The organism is Idiomarina sp., from assembly GCF_048265525.1.
In the GTDB taxonomy this organism is placed as follows: Bacteria; Pseudomonadota; Gammaproteobacteria; order Enterobacterales; family Alteromonadaceae; genus Idiomarina.
In genome coordinates, this window is record NZ_JBLXBI010000001.1 from 771,818 (window position 1) to 788,653 (window position 16,836).

General features: G+C 45.4%; 14 protein-coding genes and 1 riboswitch. Of the genes, 5 read left to right on the forward strand and 9 right to left on the reverse strand.

From position 1 onward, the window contains the following. The first annotated feature begins 49 nt into the window (after positions 1-49). From ACN0TF_RS03725 to ACN0TF_RS03735, 3 genes are all read left to right on the forward strand, one after another. Positions 50-817, forward strand: coding sequence for a TerC family protein (locus ACN0TF_RS03725; RefSeq protein WP_417440799.1), 768 nt, complete (start codon positions 50-52; stop codon positions 815-817). 118 nt (positions 818-935) lie between these two features. Next, complete coding sequence (locus ACN0TF_RS03730) at positions 936-2,489, forward strand: peptide MFS transporter (RefSeq protein WP_417440800.1); 1,554 nt, start codon at positions 936-938, stop codon at positions 2,487-2,489. Positions 2,490-2,556: 67 nt separating this feature from the next. Continuing rightward, on the forward strand, positions 2,557-3,873 hold the full coding sequence (locus tag ACN0TF_RS03735; RefSeq protein WP_417440801.1) for a M24 family metallopeptidase: 1,317 nt from the start codon (positions 2,557-2,559) through the stop codon (positions 3,871-3,873). On the opposite strand, the gene ACN0TF_RS03740 is transcribed toward ACN0TF_RS03735, so the two are convergent. From ACN0TF_RS03740 to ACN0TF_RS03780, 9 genes are all read right to left on the reverse strand, one after another. Beyond that, entirely contained in the window at positions 3,863-4,333 is a 471-nt protein-coding gene (locus ACN0TF_RS03740; RefSeq protein WP_417440802.1) for a hotdog fold domain-containing protein, read from the reverse strand. The two genes, ACN0TF_RS03735 and ACN0TF_RS03740, sit on opposite strands and share 11 nt — an antisense overlap. A 134-nt stretch (positions 4,334-4,467) precedes the next feature. After that, complete coding sequence (locus tag ACN0TF_RS03745; protein WP_417440803.1) at positions 4,468-6,693, reverse strand: NADP-dependent isocitrate dehydrogenase; 2,226 nt, start codon at positions 6,691-6,693, stop codon at positions 4,468-4,470. Positions 6,694-6,782: 89 nt separating this feature from the next. Next, positions 6,783-7,223 carry a VOC family protein gene (locus ACN0TF_RS03750; RefSeq protein ID WP_417440804.1) on the reverse strand — a complete coding sequence of 147 codons (441 nt, stop codon included), beginning with the start codon at positions 7,221-7,223 and terminating at the stop codon, positions 6,783-6,785. 137 nt (positions 7,224-7,360) lie between these two features. Further along, on the reverse strand, positions 7,361-8,077 hold the full coding sequence (locus tag ACN0TF_RS03755; protein WP_417440805.1) for a M48 family metallopeptidase: 717 nt from the start codon (positions 8,075-8,077) through the stop codon (positions 7,361-7,363). Next, positions 8,061-8,888 carry an ion transporter gene (locus ACN0TF_RS03760; protein WP_417440806.1) on the reverse strand — a complete coding sequence of 276 codons (828 nt, stop codon included), beginning with the start codon at positions 8,886-8,888 and terminating at the stop codon, positions 8,061-8,063. Before ACN0TF_RS03760 ends, ACN0TF_RS03755 begins: the two co-directional genes overlap by 17 nt. Before the next feature lie 11 nt (positions 8,889-8,899). Next, positions 8,900-9,697: an undecaprenyl-diphosphate phosphatase gene (locus ACN0TF_RS03765; protein ID WP_417440807.1), complete on the reverse strand. Its 798-nt coding sequence runs from the start codon at positions 9,695-9,697 to the stop codon at positions 8,900-8,902. 85 nt (positions 9,698-9,782) lie between these two features. Continuing rightward, on the reverse strand, positions 9,783-10,124 hold the full coding sequence (locus tag ACN0TF_RS03770) for a hypothetical protein (protein ID WP_417440808.1): 342 nt from the start codon (positions 10,122-10,124) through the stop codon (positions 9,783-9,785). 81 nt (positions 10,125-10,205) lie between these two features. Continuing rightward, positions 10,206-11,546 (reverse strand): lysine-sensitive aspartokinase 3, encoded by a 1,341-nt coding sequence (lysC, locus tag ACN0TF_RS03775; protein WP_417440809.1) that lies wholly within the window; start codon positions 11,544-11,546, stop codon positions 10,206-10,208. 96 nt (positions 11,547-11,642) lie between these two features. Then, a riboswitch (Lysine riboswitch) is annotated at positions 11,643-11,820 on the reverse strand. Between the two features lie 44 nt (positions 11,821-11,864). Beyond that, a complete protein-coding gene (locus ACN0TF_RS03780) occupies positions 11,865-12,914 on the reverse strand; it encodes an NAD(P)-dependent alcohol dehydrogenase (RefSeq protein ID WP_417440810.1) in 1,050 nt (349 codons plus the stop codon). 136 nt (positions 12,915-13,050) lie between these two features. On the opposite strand from ACN0TF_RS03780, the gene ACN0TF_RS03785 reads away from it, so the two are divergent. Continuing rightward, on the forward strand, positions 13,051-15,963 hold the full coding sequence (locus ACN0TF_RS03785; RefSeq protein WP_417440811.1) for a ligand-binding sensor domain-containing protein: 2,913 nt from the start codon (positions 13,051-13,053) through the stop codon (positions 15,961-15,963). Further along, a complete protein-coding gene (locus ACN0TF_RS03790) occupies positions 15,960-16,835 on the forward strand; it encodes an MBL fold metallo-hydrolase (RefSeq protein WP_417440812.1) in 876 nt (291 codons plus the stop codon). The genes ACN0TF_RS03785 and ACN0TF_RS03790 overlap by 4 nt, the downstream gene beginning before the upstream one ends. The last annotated feature ends 1 nt before the right edge of the window (position 16,836 follow it).

A 16,836-nucleotide genomic window follows, 5' to 3' on the forward strand; every position in this document is an offset into this window, starting at 1 on the left:
TACCTTTCAATATAGCAGTCACTACGTTAATAAAACCTAAGGGACCAAGATGTTTGAGTGGATAACTATGCCAGAAGCCTGGGTTGCTCTGGCAACTTTAACTGCTTTAGAAATCGTGCTGGGCATTGATAACATCATTTTTATTTCAATTCTGGTGGGACGTTTACCCGAGCACCAGCGTGATAAAGCACGCACAATAGGCTTGGGCCTTGCCATGGGAACCCGGTTGCTGCTGCTTTTTTCCTTAACTTGGGTGATGACCCTGACCGATCCCCTGTTCAGTATTTTTTCTGAAGATATTTCAGGGCGCGATTTAATCTTGCTGTTAGGGGGGTTGTTCCTTCTCGGGAAAAGCACATTAGAGATTCATCATGCGCTAGAAGGAGACTCTCAAACAGAGAAGTCACCAGTCACTGTTTCCTTTATCGGTATTCTTATACAGATAGCCATTCTGGATGTCGTATTTTCACTTGATTCAGTCATCACTGCGGTTGGCTTAGCTGATCAACTCAGTGTCATGGTCATTGCGGTTATCATTTCTGTCGGGGTTATGTTGGTTGCGGCTAAATCTGTCAGCGATTTTGTCGACAAACACCCGACCATCAAAATGTTGGCTCTTAGCTTTTTAATTTTAATAGGCATGACCTTAGTTGGCGAAGGATTCGGGTTTCACGTGCCTAAAGGCTATGTCTATTTTGCTATGGCATTCTCTCTTGCAGTTGAAATGCTCAACCTTAAAATACGATCAAGCCGTAAGAAACCGCAGCCAGTAGAGCTGCGCAAGGGGATACCGGGCGATAAACACCCCAAAAATTGAGTATTTCATCGTTTTCGGTTTTATTTCACGGCGGTCGCTAGTAAAGTAACGCCACTTTTTTTGACTTAGACCAAAGTCGAACAGGACCAAAGTTTCAATAACTAAACGGATAATAACAATGGATCCAACAAAAATAGTCGACAAAGACGCAAGTTTTTTCGGACAACCAGGGGGCTTACAAACCCTGTTTTTTACCGAAATGTGGGAGCGCATGAGTTACTACGGTATGCGTGCGTTGCTGGTTCTTTTTATGACGGCCAGCTTACAAGAAGGCGGTATAGCATTCACAGTCGCCTCTGCAACAGCCATCTACGGCCTATACACCGGTGCCGTTTACTTTATGGGCTTACCGGGCGGTTGGATAGCTGACCGATTATTAGGCGGACAGCGCGCCACCTGGTACGGCGGCATCATTATTATGCTTGGCCACATTGTCCTGGCTATACCAAGTAAAGCTGGCTTCTTCATTGGTATGATTTTAGTGGTACTTGGCACAGGTTTATTAAAACCAAATATCACCGCCATGGTTGGCCAATTATATAGCTCAGACGATGACCGTCGTGACGGTGGTTATACTCTTTATTATATGGGTATCAACATAGGTTCTATTATCGGTTACATCGTTACCGGTTACCTTATGGAAAATGCTGGTTACCATTGGGGCTTCGGCGCTGCTGCTGTTGGTATGGCATTTGGTCTTATTCAGTACAAACTGACTTTACCTAAACTGAAGGGCGTTGGTGAAAAGCCACCGAAGCCTTTAGGACCAAAGGCGGCAAAACGCAGTTGGGGAATTATTTGGTTTTTACTGGCAAGTTTGGCTGTCTACACATTCCTGGCGCTAAATGGCTATGTCAGCATTAATCCAGTCGCTGCTGCTGAAAGCGTTTCCATTATCTTCACGGTTATATTTTTCCTGTTTTACCTATCGGTTTTCATTTTCGGTAAATTGACCCGCGATGAAATGAAACGACTGGGAGCTTTATTCTTAGTCTGTATTGCCTCAACCATGTTCTGGGCAGGCTTTGAACAAGCAGGTTCTTCATTCAACTTGTTTGCGCGAGACCTAACCGATCGTATGGTTGGCGACTTTCAAATTCCAACCACTTGGTTCCAATCGCTAAACTCTTTCTTTTTGGTTGCCTTGTCACCCTTCTTCGCAGCACTTTGGATTAACCTCAGCAAGCGCATGATTAATCCATCGTATGGCTTCAAAAGTGCGATTGGCCTAATCATTATGGCCACCGGTTTCATTGTTATGTTCTTTGCATCACAAGCTGCAGCAAGTGGCCTGAAAGTAGCTCCATACTGGTTAGTTGCAGTTTACTTTATCCATACTGTGGGTGAGCTTTGTTTAAGCCCAGTTGCGCTGAGTGCGGTCAGTAAACTGTCTCCAAAGCGTATGGCAGGTCAAATGATGGGTATCTTCGTATTGACCTACTCAATCGGTAACGTTGTTGCCGGTCGAATCGCTGGAGGTCTTAATCCAGACGACCCACAGGCCATGCCTGAGCTTTACTGGACCATTTTCTTATTTGGTATCAGCGTTGGTGCGGTTGTTTTCGTGCTGGCTCTGTTTACTCGCAAATGGGAAAAACTGGCTCCGGACGATGGTGAAGACGAGCACCCAGGTGCCGTCATCGACGCTAACGAGCCAGTCGGCAAACCATAATTCACTTCTTTGTGAAAAACTGCTAGAAAGGGACCTTCGGGTCCCTTTTTTAATATCGGTAGCACTTATGCTAAAACAAATCATTCTCCTGGCCAGCCTAACTTGCTGTACTGTTTTTTCTGTTAGCTTACTTGCAGAAAATATAACCCCCCTGCCCCTTAAACAACGCGCAGAGGTTGTTGACAAGCTTCTTCAGCAACGTGTTCAGCAACTGCTTCCGGAGCTGATGCGACAAGCTGATATTGATATGTGGGTATTAATAAGTCGCGAATATAACGAGGACCCGGTACTTAAAACCTTCCTCCCCAGCGACTGGTTATCTGCCAGACGAAGAACCATTTTAGTTATCCATAACCCGGGCAAGGGTGAGAATCTGGAAACCTTAGCAATAGCCCGTTACAACGTTGGCGAGGTGTTTAAAAGTGCCTGGAATCCGGAGCAACAGCCTAATCAATGGCAACGTCTGACGGAAGTCATTACAGAGCGTAATCCCAGTTCTATTGCGATTAATCAATCGAAAGACTTCGCTCAGGCCGACGGGATTACAGCAACAGATAAAGAGCTTTTCATGGCCGCTTTACCCGACAATTTAGAAAATAAAATTGTCAGTGCTGAACCGCTTGCTGTTTCCTGGCTTGAAAAGCGAATAGAAGCCGAACTGCCCTATTATCGTAATGCCGTTATACTTGCTCACCAAATTATCGCAGAGGGTTTCTCCAGCAAAGTGGTTTCAGTTGGTGAAACCACCACAGAAGATCTTCAATGGTGGTTCCGTGAACGTGCGGCAAAGGAAAACTTGCCCGTTTGGTTCCATCCTTCAGTGAGTGTGCAACGTATCGATGACCCTCAACCCGGACACCCACGCTCAACCGGCGTTACCATACAGCCCGGCGATTTACTGCACGTGGACTTTGGCATCACTTATCTGCGTTTAAATACAGATACTCAGCAACATGCCTATGTTTTAAAAGAAGGCGAGTCAGACGCACCTGATCCCCTAAAACAAGCACTAGCCAATGCTAACCAACTACAGGATATTCTGACAGAACAGTTTGAAGAGACGCGTTCAGGCAACGACATTTTGCTCGCCGCATTAGAAGAAGCCAGAAGCGAAGATCTGGAGCCAATGATTTATACCCACCCTATTGGTTATTACGGCCATGGATCAGGGCCTAACATTGGCATGTGGGATAAACAGCATGCTATACCAGGTGGAGGAGAATACCCACTATTTTCCAATACGGCTTATTCTATAGAACTTAATAACAAAACCACATTCGAGGATAAAGCCATCACCATCATGCTGGAAGAGGATGCATTTTTTGATGGTGACGGGGTCAGCTACTTAAACGGCAGACAGAAGTCCTTTCATCTTATCGACTAGGCTTTTCTGAAACATAAATAGTAATGTGCCCGGCGGCTACAACAGTGCCGTCGCTGCGTTTGGCTTCTACCGATATGGGCTGATCGCCCGGTTGCCAGGTGGACTCTGAGCTAGATGCTTCTATGGTCACATCGCTGTCAGTTTTTGCCAGATACTGCACATTCATACCTTTCGGTAACCAGCGCAGATGTTTAGGAATGGATGCTTCCGCTACAGCTCCCATTGCCATTTCCATACCGTTGCACACAGCAATAGCATGCACAGTGCCAATATGGTTCTGTAGCGCCTTTCGCTTCTTAAACGTTAGTTGGCAGAAGTTCGGCTTTAATTCAGTGATGAGCGGCTTAATTGTTTTAAAGTAAGGTGCTTTTCGGGCAAACATAACCGAAAAAATCTTACGTCCAAAAGGCATTTTTAAGCAGCGTTCGTACAAATTAATAAGGTAGTTACCAGTTGCCAAAATCGTTACTCCAGACCTTTGTTAATGAAAACCTTGTTTCAGAATGTACTAATGTACAGACAAAAAATACAGATATAAAAAAAGCAGGCCGCAGCCTGCTTCTTAAACTTACAGCTTAGTTTACACTATGTAAATTATAAGCTGGCAAGCGTTTCGTTTAATACAGAACAAGGGCGCATTGCTGCTGAAACCTTATCTGTATTTGGTTGATAGTAACCGCCAATGTCCACTTTAACGCCCTGAATTTCGTTCAGCTCATTGATAATCGCTTGCTCGTTACCAGACAGTTTTTCAAACAACTTACTGAAACGTTCTTTCAGCTCGGCATCTTCGTTCTGGTTAGCCAGCGCTTCTGCCCAGTACATGGCCAGGTAGAAGTGTGAACCACGGTTATCAATTTCACCCGCTTTACGCGATGGTGATTTGTTTTCTTCCAGGAACTTAGCTGTTGCCACATCTAAGCTGTCGGCCAACACTAAAGCACGTTTGTTATCAAAGGTACGGCTTAAGTGCTCGAGAGAAGCCGCTAACGCCAAAAACTCACCTAAAGAGTCCCAACGTAAGTGGTTCTCTTCAACAAACTGCTGCACGTGTTTAGGCGCTGAACCGCCAGCACCCGTTTCAAACAAACCACCGCCATTCATTAACGGAACAATTGACAGCATTTTAGCTGAGGTGCCCAGTTCCAGAATTGGGAACAAGTCAGTCAGGTAGTCACGCAATACGTTACCGGTAACAGAAATGGTGTCTTTGCCTTCTTTCACACGCTGTAACGTGTGGCGAGTCGCTTCAACCGGCGCCATGATCTGAATGTCCAGACCATCAGTGTCGTGCTCTTTTAAATACTCTTCCACTTTCTTAATCAATTGAGCATCGTGGGCACGGTTGCTGTCTAACCAGAATACCGCCGGCATACCGCTCAAGCGTGAACGGTTAACCGCCAGCTTAACCCAGTCACGAATCGGTGCGTCTTTTACCTGACACATGCGCCAGATATCACCTTCTTCAACGTTATGTTCGAAAACAACATCACCGGCTTTGTTTAAAACTTTAACCACGCCGTCAGCCGGAATTTCAAACGTCTTATCGTGCGAACCATACTCTTCTGCTTTTTGCGCCATTAAGCCAACGTTAGGTACTGTACCCATAGTTGCCGGGTCAAAGGCACCGTTTTCACGGCAAAAGTCGATGGTTTCCTGATAAACGCCAGCATAGCTACGATCTGGGATCATTGCTTTTGCGTCTTGCTGGCTATCGTTCGTATCCCACATTTTACCAGAGTCACGGATCATCGCCGGCATCGATGCGTCGATGATAATGTCACTAGGAACGTGCAGGTTAGTGATGCCTTTATGCGAGTTGACCATAGCCAGTTCAGGCTGCTTCGCGTAAACCGCGTTCATGTCCGCTTCAATGGCATCGCGTTGCTCTGCGGTTAGCTTGTCCAGCTTGCCGTATAGGTCGCCAATACCGTTGCTTGGATCAAACTCAATCTCTTTCATTAAATCGGCGTGTTTTTCTAAAACATCTTTATAGAAAACACGTACCGCGTGACCAAACATAATTGGATCAGAAACTTTCATCATGGTGGCTTTCAAGTGCAGTGACAGTAATACACCCTGCTCTTTTGCCGCTACTGTTTCTTTTTCAAAGAACGCCTGTAGTTGCTTTTTGCTCATAGTAGCCGCATCAACCACTTCACCAGCCAGTACTGGCACAGATTCTTTCAGTACTTTTTGCTCACCATTACTTTCAAAAACAATCTGGAAGGTATCATCGCCGGCAGACGTCACAGATTTTTCGCTACCGTAGAAGTCACCTTCATTCATGTGGGCAACGTGTGATTTGGAGTCTTTAGACCACTCACCCATACGGTGCGGGTGCTTCTTCGCATAATTTTTTACAGCGCTTGGTGCGCGACGGTCAGAGTTACCTTCACGTAATACCGGGTTAACCGCACTGCCTTTCACTTTGTCGTAACGTGAACGAACGTCTTTCTCTTCATCGGTTTGCGGGTCAAACGGGTAGTCCGGCAGTTTGTAGCCCTGGCTTTGCAGTTCTTTTATGCAGGCTGTCATCTGCGGAATAGACGCGCTGATGTTTGGCAGCTTAATAATATTGGCTTCTGCGGTTTTCGCCATTTCGCCCAGTTCAGCTAAAGCATCTGACTGACGTTGTTCTTCGGTCAGGTACTCCGGAAACTGCGAAATAATACGACCAGCCAAAGAAATATCACGAGTCTCAACTGAAACACCTGCAGCTTTAGTAAATGCTTCAATAAAAGGCAGAAACGAATAGGTAGCAAGGCGCGGTGCCTCGTCCGTTTCAGTATAAATAATCTTTGCTTTATCAGTCGACATAGTCATTCCTATTTATTGGACCAAAGTAAAAATTGCTTCATTTACTTACATAGTTTTGTGGCGCAGATTATAGAGGATCTGCCGTTTAATTACCATTCGCCAATGTTTTCCATGGAGGTCCACGGCTCTTCCGGCGGCAAGCTATCACCCTTTTGTAATAGCTCAATGGAGATATTGTCCGGTGAACGCACAAACGCCATATGACCGTCTCGCGGGGGCCGGTTGATAATGACACCGTTATCCATCAGCTTTTGGCAAAGCTCGTAAATATTCTCGACTCGAAAGGCTAAATGGCCAAAGTTACGACCACCGCGATAAGTTTGCGGATCCCAGTTATAGGTAAGCTCCAACATGGGAGCCTGATCTTTCTTCGCTCTTTCAATATCAACCGGTGCCGCTAGAAAAACCAAGGTAAAACGCCCTTTTTCCACATCTTTGCGGCTGACTTCCTGCAAGCCGAGTAAATCACAGTAGAAATTTAAAGATTGTTCCAAATCATGTACACGCACCATCGTATGTAAATACTGCACCGCTAATCTCCTGTTTTTTCAATTAGAGCTTTTGCACCACGCTCAATAATATCGACACACTGTTACAACCCTTCTATCCATCCAAGGTACGGATCGGACACCTGCAATGGTTCATAACTATCAAATAGGTGAAGAGCTTAGATAAACTGGTTGGTCAGCTTCTTTCGTTCACGCCAGTCCGGAAGAAACTCATCCATTAGGGCGTAGAAGCGTGCATTATGATAACGCTCAAAGAGGTGCGTTAGCTCATGAACTAGCACGTATTCCAGGCACTCGACCGGCTTTTTAACCAGTTCAAGGTTTAACCATATTTTTTTGCTGCGTATATTACAGCTGCCCCAGCGGGTTTTCATCGCCCTCATTCCGAAGCCGCTACTGTATGCTCCCATTCGCGGTTGCCAAATATCCAATAAGGCTTCAATTTCCCGGGAAAGTTGTTCACGGTACCAGCGATCCATAATCTTTTTACGCTGCTCCGCATTGTAATGTGGCAGAGAAACCAGCTGTAACTGCTCACCTTCACATTTCACTGAAGTACCGCGCTTTTTAACTGCAACATCCAGTGTGTGACTTTTCCCCCAAAGCTTGTGCTCTTCGCCCGTTACAAACTGAAGCTCAGGCCGGCTTGGTTGCTTAGCAACTCGTTGGCGTTGTTTGATCAGCCAGTCATGGCGCTCAAACAGCCAGCGTTCAATTTCATTTAGCGAACATTGTCGGGGAGCAGACACCTCAACATCACCTGAGGGAGCACGCACCCTTAAGTACATATTTTTTATGCGCTTACTCTTTACCGTAACAGGAATATCGTTAATAAGAAGCTTCGCGCTGTATAGGCTTTTACTTTCTTTCGGCATCCTGCTGAGCCACTATCAGTTGTTTTAATTCACGAATTTCCTGCTGCAAATCGGTTATTGAAGGTTCTTTGTCCAGAGCCCCTTCATCCAAGCCTTCCTGAGCAAGTTCAATTTTCCGACTCTCTTTATCCATGACGTTAATCACAATACCGATAACCATATTTAAGAACGCAAAAGCGGTCAGGAAAATAAAAGTCATATAGTAAATCCAGCTCCAGCCATACACTTCCATGGTTTCGTACTGAATGTCAGTCCAGTCTTCGAATGTCATCACCCTGAACAACGTGAGCATTGAAGTGGCGATGTTGTCCCATAAAAACGGATTGATATCGGCAAATAAATAACTGCCTACCGCAGCATAAATATAGAAGATGATAAACATCAACAGAACGACATAGCCCATCTGCGGAAGCGCTTTTAATAAGGAGTTTATTAAGGTTCTCAACTCAGGAATAATGGATATCATCCGTAATACCCGGAAGATCCTCACTAAACGCGCCAGCAAAGCCAGTTCCGAGTCATTAATTGGAATAAGACTGACCAGCACGACCAGAGTATCAAACACATTCCAGCCGTCTTTGAAAAACGCTTTTTTATTGTCTTCAGCAATGAAACGGATGGTTATTTCAATTAAGAAAAACAAGGTAATAAAAAGGTCCAGACCGAAGGTCAGACTGTTAGCAAAGGCTGGTAATTCGTATGTTTTCGCGCCAATTTCTAATGCCGAAATAATTATGACGGCAACCACCAGCGCTTCAAAAATTTTGTTACTTTTAAGGTGAAATAACTGCTTTTTTATTTTTTCGTACATAAAGTAACAACTCAGAAGAACAGTAAGTACAAGACCACCGCTAAGACTAAACGGTAGATAACGTAAGGCCACATACCGAACGCATTAAGCCACTTCAGAAAGAAGTGAATAGCCGTAATGGCGGTTAAAAAAGACACTATGCCGCCAACCAGAAAACCTAACCAATCTACGGCTATGGACTCTGAGGCTATAGTTAATAATTTGACCAAAGCCGCCGCAGTCGTAATTGGAATGGCCATAAAAAATGAAAACTTCGAGGCCGATTCCCGGCTTAACCCTAAAAACAGCCCAGCGGTTATCGTTGCTCCAGAGCGTGAGGTTCCCGGAATAAGCGCCACAGCCTGAGCAAGACCAACAATAATCGCATCTTTAAAACCAATATCCTGCAAAGTCCGGCTGCCCCGCGCAAAACGATCTGCGACCGCTAACAGCACGGCGAACACCACTGTGGTGGTGATGATAACACCCACAGCTCTTAATGCGGTGTCTATGTAATCCAGTAACAGTATTCCCGCAATACAGGCGGGGATGGTTCCAACAACGACGGCCCAGCCCAGCCGGCTTTGCCCAACATGCTCCCGTGCAGCAATCGAACGAAGTCCGTCAACAAAGAGTTCACTTACATCTTTGCGAAAATACAGAATTACGGCGAGTAAGGTACCGACATGAACAGCAAGATCAAAGCCTACGCCCTGATCGTCCCAGCCAGTAAGTAGCGGCATTAAAATTAAGTGAGCAGAGCTGGATATTGGAAGAAATTCGGTTATTCCCTGAATAATGCCCAGGATGATCGACTGTAAGAAATCCATTAAAAATGCTCGCTTTCATTCTGCTCAAATAGAAAGCGAGCATTATAGTCAGTTTCGTCCTCAGAACGAAAGTAACATTAAGCGATTAGGCTCCACATTTACCTTCGCCACATTTACCCTCTTCTGACTTCTCACCTTTTTTCTCAGATTTCTCTTTCTTCATTTCCTCGCCGCGCTTCCCTTCGCCACATTTGCCCTCACCGCACTTGCCTTCCTTTGCTTTGTCTTTCATCTCTTCAGATTGTTCTTTCTTCTCTTCGCCACATTTACCTTCACCACACTTCATTTCCTGTGGTTGAGAAACTTCATAACCAGACGACAGTTCGGTGGCTTCAAAGGGATTTGCCTGCGCAGCTCCCATACTCATTGCCGAAGCAACAGAAAGAGCCGATGTAATTGCCAGAGTTTTTGATGTCAGTTGTTTCATAATAATCACCTGAATTTGGTTGCCAGAGTCTCTTTAACTGTAGTTTATATTTACAAAAAATAGACAGTTATTTACACATTATTAACGCAATATTCTGTCATGCAAAGTGCGGATCACATTCTCACCTTCACTGTCTGAGACAAGGAAGCACAAATTATGTTCACTGGCTCCCTGACATATTAGCCTCACTGCATAATCATTAACGGTGTTAAACGTCAGCTGACTAATATGTGCATCACGCCCAATGCCATTACCAATAATAGCAACCAGAGATAGCCCGGTTTCCACTTCCACCCGACAAAATTGCTCCAGTTCTTCCAGCGCTGCTGCCGGTAATAGAGCCTGCCCATTAGCTGAACTGCCGCCTTCATCCAGCGTTAATGCAATGCTAACTTCTGAGGTGGTAACCAAATCAACGCTTACGTTGTATCTGGCCAATATTTCAAAAAGCCTGGCCAGAAAGCCGCTTGCATGCAGCATATTCAGGCTATGAACTGTCACTAAGGTCTGGTCACGGCGCAGCGCTACCGCACGAACGTCGGGCCGGCTTGTTGGACTGGCGGATATATATGTTCCGCCAGCAAGCGCATTCTGACTGTTGCCAATAAATACTCGAATGTCGTTTTTAATTGCCGGTGCCAGGCTTGAGGGGTGCAGTATTTTCGCGCCAAAGGTTGCCAGCTCTGCCGCTTCAGAAAAGCTCATTTCCGCTATAGCGCGTGCGCTGGAGCAGATTCTGGGATCGGTTGTATAAATGCCGGCAACATCGGTCCAAATTTGTAAATCCGTTGCATTAAAGCCTGCCGCTAAAAGCGCAGCGCTGTAATCACTGCCACCGCGACCCAGAGTCGTTGTCTGTTCATTTTCGTCAGAACCAATAAACCCCTGAGTTACCCACACACAGTCGGACTCAAGTTTTTGCTTCTGCTCCAGACAATGTGATTTGGTGGTAACTTCATCCGGTTGAGCGCGACCAAAATCACTGTTGGTTTTAAGTAGCAGCCGGGCATCAAGAGTACTGGAACGCAGTCCCTGCTCAACAAGTAATGAGGAAAATAGCAGACTGGAACACCGCTCACCAAAGCTCAGCAACTCATCTCGCCATGAAGCTCGGTCTTCCGAAGTTTTTTGGCAATGAAGCGCGAGTTTATGGTGCAGTTGCTCTAATGATTTTTGCACCTGGCTGGCATTGTTAAGCTTTTTCTGAATAGCGAAATGAATCTGGTATATCTCATTTAATAGCTTTTCTACCTGCATTCCCTGTTGGTCTGCTATCGCTACTAAACGGTTAGTCACACCCGCACAGGCACTGACAATCACCAGACGGATAGATGAATCACTTTGAATAATTTCAGCACAACGGAGCATTGAAGCGTGATCAGCAACGCTTGTACCTCCGAACTTCGCAACGGTAAAAGTCACAGTTTTCTCCAGAACAAAACAACAAAAGTGTTCGGAGAACTTAGGCTTTGCAGAAAAAGTACCAGTAGCTGGACTTAGCCACTAATGAGGAATGCAAACACCAGAAGCTCTCCACCTTAAAGGTGACAGTTGCGGGTGTTCAAACCCTGCAACCGGCAACATTGCGCCAAAATGACAATATTACCTCGGCGTGACATCCCCTCTCTTTCGACTTAAATCTGGCTTTGGCGGCCTAAGTTCAAAAGTCCCTGATGTACGCACCTCTTCTCGGTCTGAATTAGACCACGCCAAATAAAGCGTGGTCAATTCATTTGCGACTTAAGACTGTTTTAATGTGTCCATATCGATAACAAAACGGTATTTCACATCGCCTTTTTTCATACGCACAAAGGCTTCGTTAATATTCTGGATATCAAGCATTTCCACGTCACAGTGAATGTCGTGCTCCGCACAAAAATCCAGCATTTCCTGAGTTTCAGGAATACCGCCAATTAAAGAACCTGCCAGTACACGACGCTTCATTACCAGCGCACCAGCTTGCAACGCTGGGTCAACAGGTTCCAGTAAGCCGACCAGAATATGAGTGCCATCAACTTTAAGACAGTTAATATAAGGGTTTAAATCATGTTGCACCGGCACAGTATCCAACAAGAAATCAAAAGTCTCAGTAGCCGCTTCCATTTGTTCATCGTCGGTTGAGATGATGACATTGTCTGCGCCTTGTCGTTTTGCTTCAGCAACTTTGCTTTCCGAACGCGTGAAAATAGTGACTTCGGCTCCCATGGCTTTGGCGAACTTGACGCCCATGTGACCCAGGCCACCCATGCCAATAACACCCACTTTATGCCCTTCTTTCACACCAAAGTGACGCAGCGGAGAGTAAGTTGTAATGCCCGCACACAGTAATGGCGCCGCTTTTGCCGGGTCGAGTTTTTCCGGCACTCGCACAACAAAACGATCACTGACCACTATCTTTTCTGAGTAGCCACCGTAAGTCACACTTTTATCGTGCAAGTCTTCACCGTTGTAGGTTGGAACCATTCCATTCAGACAGTACTGCTCCAACCCCTGCTCACATGAAGAGCACTCGCGACAAGAGTCAACCATGCAACCAACCCCAACCGAGTCTCCTACTTTAAAGCCTTTAACGTTGTCGCCGACAGCCGTGACTTTTCCGATAATCTCGTGCCCCGGCACGACCGGATAAATGGTTCCGCCCCAGTCGTTTTCTGCATAATGAATATCGGTATGGCATACGCCACAGTACGTGATATCAATAGCGACATCGTCACTACGCAATTCACGACGTTCTATTGGGTGAGGCGCTAACTTAGAAGTTTCTGATTGTGCGGCATAGGCTTTCGTCATTTGTTGCTCCTTTAATTTGATTTATCACACTAATGTACTCATCAATTCATTTTTTAGATTGTAGTCCTTTTGAGTTATTGCAACCCAGTCAGGGACAACATACCATTCAAAAATGCTGTTCAATAATTGAAGACCTATGAAGTATCACTTTTCCTTACTGCTGGTTGCCCTGTTTCTGTCTCTGAAGGTGTCAGTGGCGGCAGCTTTTGTTGATGAAAATAGTGCAGAAAATGACATACGTCCACTGAGCGACTATTTGATTCGACACTGGGAAACCCGCGACGGTTTGCCTCACAACTCTATCAACGAAATTATTCAAGATGATAAAGGGTATTTGTGGTTTGCAACCTGGCAGGGGCCGACCCGTTTTAATGGTCGTCGCTTTGATATCTACGATAATTTACGCGAGACCGGGCTACCCGATATAGGTATGTACACTCTAGCCTACAGTTCTTGCGATGGCAGTGTTTACGTTGCCGGTAACCGTGGAGGCATTGCCCGTTTTTATGATGGTCATTGGCAAACACTTCAATCAGCCCCCCCTTTTGTCAACGACTTAGCCATTGATAGCAACTGCAACCTCTGGGTCTCGACTTCAACGCTGGGAATACTGGTTTATAAGAATAATGAACGTATTGCTCAGTTCACCACTGAGCATGGGTTAAATTCTATGTTCCTTTTTGACTCGCTTGTCGATACTGACGGAAGCCTATGGGCCGCAACCAATAAAGGTCTTCAGGTCAAAAAAGCGGGTAAATCGAGGTTTATCGATATAGCAACGATTCCAGAAGACGTTATCATCACTTTATTCGAGTTAGACGATAACCGTTTACTCGTCGGTACAGAGAAAGGCCTTTATAAACAGGTTAATGATACCGAGTTTGAACCTTTTAAACCTGAAATTGACAGCAGAATAAGTACTATTTCCCAGACTGCCGACAATCAAATCTGGCTAGGAACATACCAGGACGGCTTGATAAGAATAAACCAGTCGGGTATCGAAAAATTCAGCACTAAACAGGGTTTACCGAATAATCACGTGCTCGATATTATTCAGGACAAAGAAAGCAGCGTTTGGGTGGCAACACACGGAGGCCTGGTGCAATTCAGAGACTCCTTATTTGCCTCTTATACGACTAAAAATGGGCTCACGGGAGACTATGTCCGAGCTGTAGCTGAGAATAAGAACGGGGAAATTATTGTCGGCTCCAGTGTTGGGGTGTCTGTTGTTAATGAACTTGATATCGCCCCGCTGGCCGCTGACACCCTATTAAGCGAATTATCTGTATTGTCTTTGGCTTATGACGACGAGCAAAAGCTCTACATTGGCAGTTACACCGACGGTCTTTATATCTGGGACGGTGAAAAAGTTAGCCAACATTTTACTAGTGATGACTTGCTCCAATCGAATGAAGTGCGGCAAATAGCACTCGATGCGCAACTGGGAATTTTTCTGGCCACACCAAATGGTGTCACCCACTTGTATCAGAATGCAGAAAACACCTGGGTATCACAGCATGTTCCCTTAAAAGATGTGCTGTCTAATGACTTTGTTATGGCGTTGTACCTGGATAAGTACGGGACGCTTTGGGTAAGTTCCGGTGGTGGGGTCGCGCAAATAGAAATTATTACCAAAGATGAAGGTTTTAATTATCAAATTAACCCCATTGATTTAACTCACCTTAATAATGCACAGCTCGCCTTTCATATCACTGAGCGAGGCGACTATATTTGGCTGGCAACCGACCGCGGACTTATTGTTCATAATATCGATAAGGATAGCTGGCAGATTTTTAATCGTGATACCGGACTTCCCTTCGATAATTTTATGTCCGTTGCATTTGACGGCGATGGAAACCTTTGGCTTGGCTCAAGCCGGGGGCCTATCATGGTGGGACATGACTCATTTACAGAAGTTTTAAATGGGCAGGCCGACACGCTGGACTTTCAGCGTTATACCGAAGTTGATGGTCTTGAAAGTGCCCAAATTAATACCGGTGGCCCTTCAATTCTCGAAAGCTCCGATGGCCGCATCTGGCTGGCAACAAGTAAAGGCGTTTCTGTCGTTGACCCGAATACCATCACTAAAATTGGTAACCTCCCTCCGGAGGTCAATATTGAATCGGTAAAAGCGGACAATGAAACCGTTATTTTTGGCGAAGGGTTGAGCGCAGATACTGATCGCATTGTATTTGAATTTGTTGCTCCCGGTTACCTTATGGCTGAGCACATTGATTATCAGGTACGCTTAGAAGGTTTTGATGAAGACTGGGTGGATAAAAACTCATTCAATTCGGTTGAATACACGACTTTACCAGCCAAAGACTATGTTTTTCAGGTAAGAGCAAGGTACCCGGGAGGCCAGTGGAGTCAACCCGACTATTTTTCATTTCGACAGTCAGCTCATTTTTGGATGCAACCCTGGTTCTGGATTATAGCCTCTTTGATCACTGCCCTGCTGATTTTAATTATCGTTCGGGCGCGTCTTAATCAATACAACAGAACTCGTCTACAACTCGAACAGATGGTCAAAGAGAAAACCGCCGACTTGGAAACCATGGCTCGACAAGATCCCCTGACCAACCTGGGTAACCGGCGGGCGTTTGATGAGCGCCTGCAACATGAACTTAATCGTTGTCGCCGCGACGGAACCTATTTAAGCCTGGCTATTCTTGATGTCGATTACTTTAAAGAAGTTAATGACCGCTATTTGCATACTATCGGTGATAAAGTGCTTATTCGTCTGGCCGAAATTTTAAATGATGAAATAAGAGAGATAGATTACGTTGCCCGCTGGGGTGGTGAGGAGTTTGCGGTCCTCATTACCAACTCTGAACTGGAAATTGCCAGAGAAGCCAGTGAGAGAATGCGCGAGCGTATCGCCACAACGCGCTTTGACGATTTGGTTGAGGATATGAAGATTACCGTTAGTATTGGTGTAGCCAGCAGCTACGACTATGCTGATCATTCAAGTTTACTAGTTGCTGCAGATAAAGCTCTGTACCAGGCCAAAAGTGAAGGCCGCAACCGCGTGGAGTCAAAACCATGAGTGAAGTAGAAAAAATTCAGGTTAAGGCGTTTTTAGATAACGACAGCGAAACTTTCAGCTATGTAGTTTACGATTCAGAAAGTAAAGACGCCATTGTTATTGATCCGGTACTCGACTTTGACTACGCCTCCGGTAAAACCTACACCGAAGGTGCTAACCGTATTATCGAGTTTGTAAAAGACAATAAGCTTAATGTTGCGTGGTTATTAGAAACTCACGCTCATGCTGATCACTTAAGCGCGGCACCTTATTTAAAAGAACATCTTCTGGCACCTATTGCTATTGGTGAACACATTACAGAAGTACAGAAAACGTTTAAGCAGGTTTATAACCTGGACAAAGAATTTCTCCCTAACGGAGAACATTTTGACAAGCTTCTGCAAGATGGCGAAACCTTTCAGCTTGGTTCAATGACAATTCGGGTGATACATACACCGGGACACACACCCGCAGATATTGCCTACGTAATTAATGAAAACAAAGTGTTTGTCGGTGACACACTTTTTAACCCCGATGTAGGCACTGCCCGATGTGATTTTCCCGGCGGCAGCGCGAGCACCCTGTACCGTTCTATTCAGAAATTGTTTGAACTGGAAGACACCACCGAAGTGTATATTTGTCACGACTACCCACCGGAAGGACGTCAACATCAATGCAAAACGACGATAGCAGAGCAAAAGCAAAATAACATTCATGTTGGCGGCAAAGCTACAGAAGCGCAGTTTGTTAAATGGCGTGAAGAACGCGACGCAACACTGAATATGCCCCGACTCATTATTCCATCAATTCAGGTAAACATTCGCGCCGGACAGCTCCCGCCTGCAGAAGATAACGGCACTGTTTATCTGAAGGTTCCACTGAATCGCTTATAAT

Coding starts and splice junctions, on each gene's coding strand:
- ACN0TF_RS03725 (WP_417440799.1), top strand. CDS start 50: ATGTTTGAGTGGATAACTATGCCAGAAGCCTGGGTTGCTCTGGCAACT.
- ACN0TF_RS03730 (WP_417440800.1), top strand. CDS start 936: ATGGATCCAACAAAAATAGTCGACAAAGACGCAAGTTTTTTCGGACAA.
- ACN0TF_RS03735 (WP_417440801.1), top strand. CDS start 2,557: ATGCTAAAACAAATCATTCTCCTGGCCAGCCTAACTTGCTGTACTGTT.
- ACN0TF_RS03745 (WP_417440803.1), bottom strand. CDS start 6,693: ATGTCGACTGATAAAGCAAAGATTATTTATACTGAAACGGACGAGGCA.
- ACN0TF_RS03755 (WP_417440805.1), bottom strand. CDS start 8,077: ATGCCGAAAGAAAGTAAAAGCCTATACAGCGCGAAGCTTCTTATTAAC.
- ACN0TF_RS03760 (WP_417440806.1), bottom strand. CDS start 8,888: ATGTACGAAAAAATAAAAAAGCAGTTATTTCACCTTAAAAGTAACAAA.
- ACN0TF_RS03765 (WP_417440807.1), bottom strand. CDS start 9,697: ATGGATTTCTTACAGTCGATCATCCTGGGCATTATTCAGGGAATAACC.
- ACN0TF_RS03770 (WP_417440808.1), bottom strand. CDS start 10,124: ATGAAACAACTGACATCAAAAACTCTGGCAATTACATCGGCTCTTTCT.
- ACN0TF_RS03780 (WP_417440810.1), bottom strand. CDS start 12,914: ATGACGAAAGCCTATGCCGCACAATCAGAAACTTCTAAGTTAGCGCCT.
- ACN0TF_RS03785 (WP_417440811.1), top strand. CDS start 13,051: ATGAAGTATCACTTTTCCTTACTGCTGGTTGCCCTGTTTCTGTCTCTG.
- ACN0TF_RS03790 (WP_417440812.1), top strand. CDS start 15,960: ATGAGTGAAGTAGAAAAAATTCAGGTTAAGGCGTTTTTAGATAACGAC.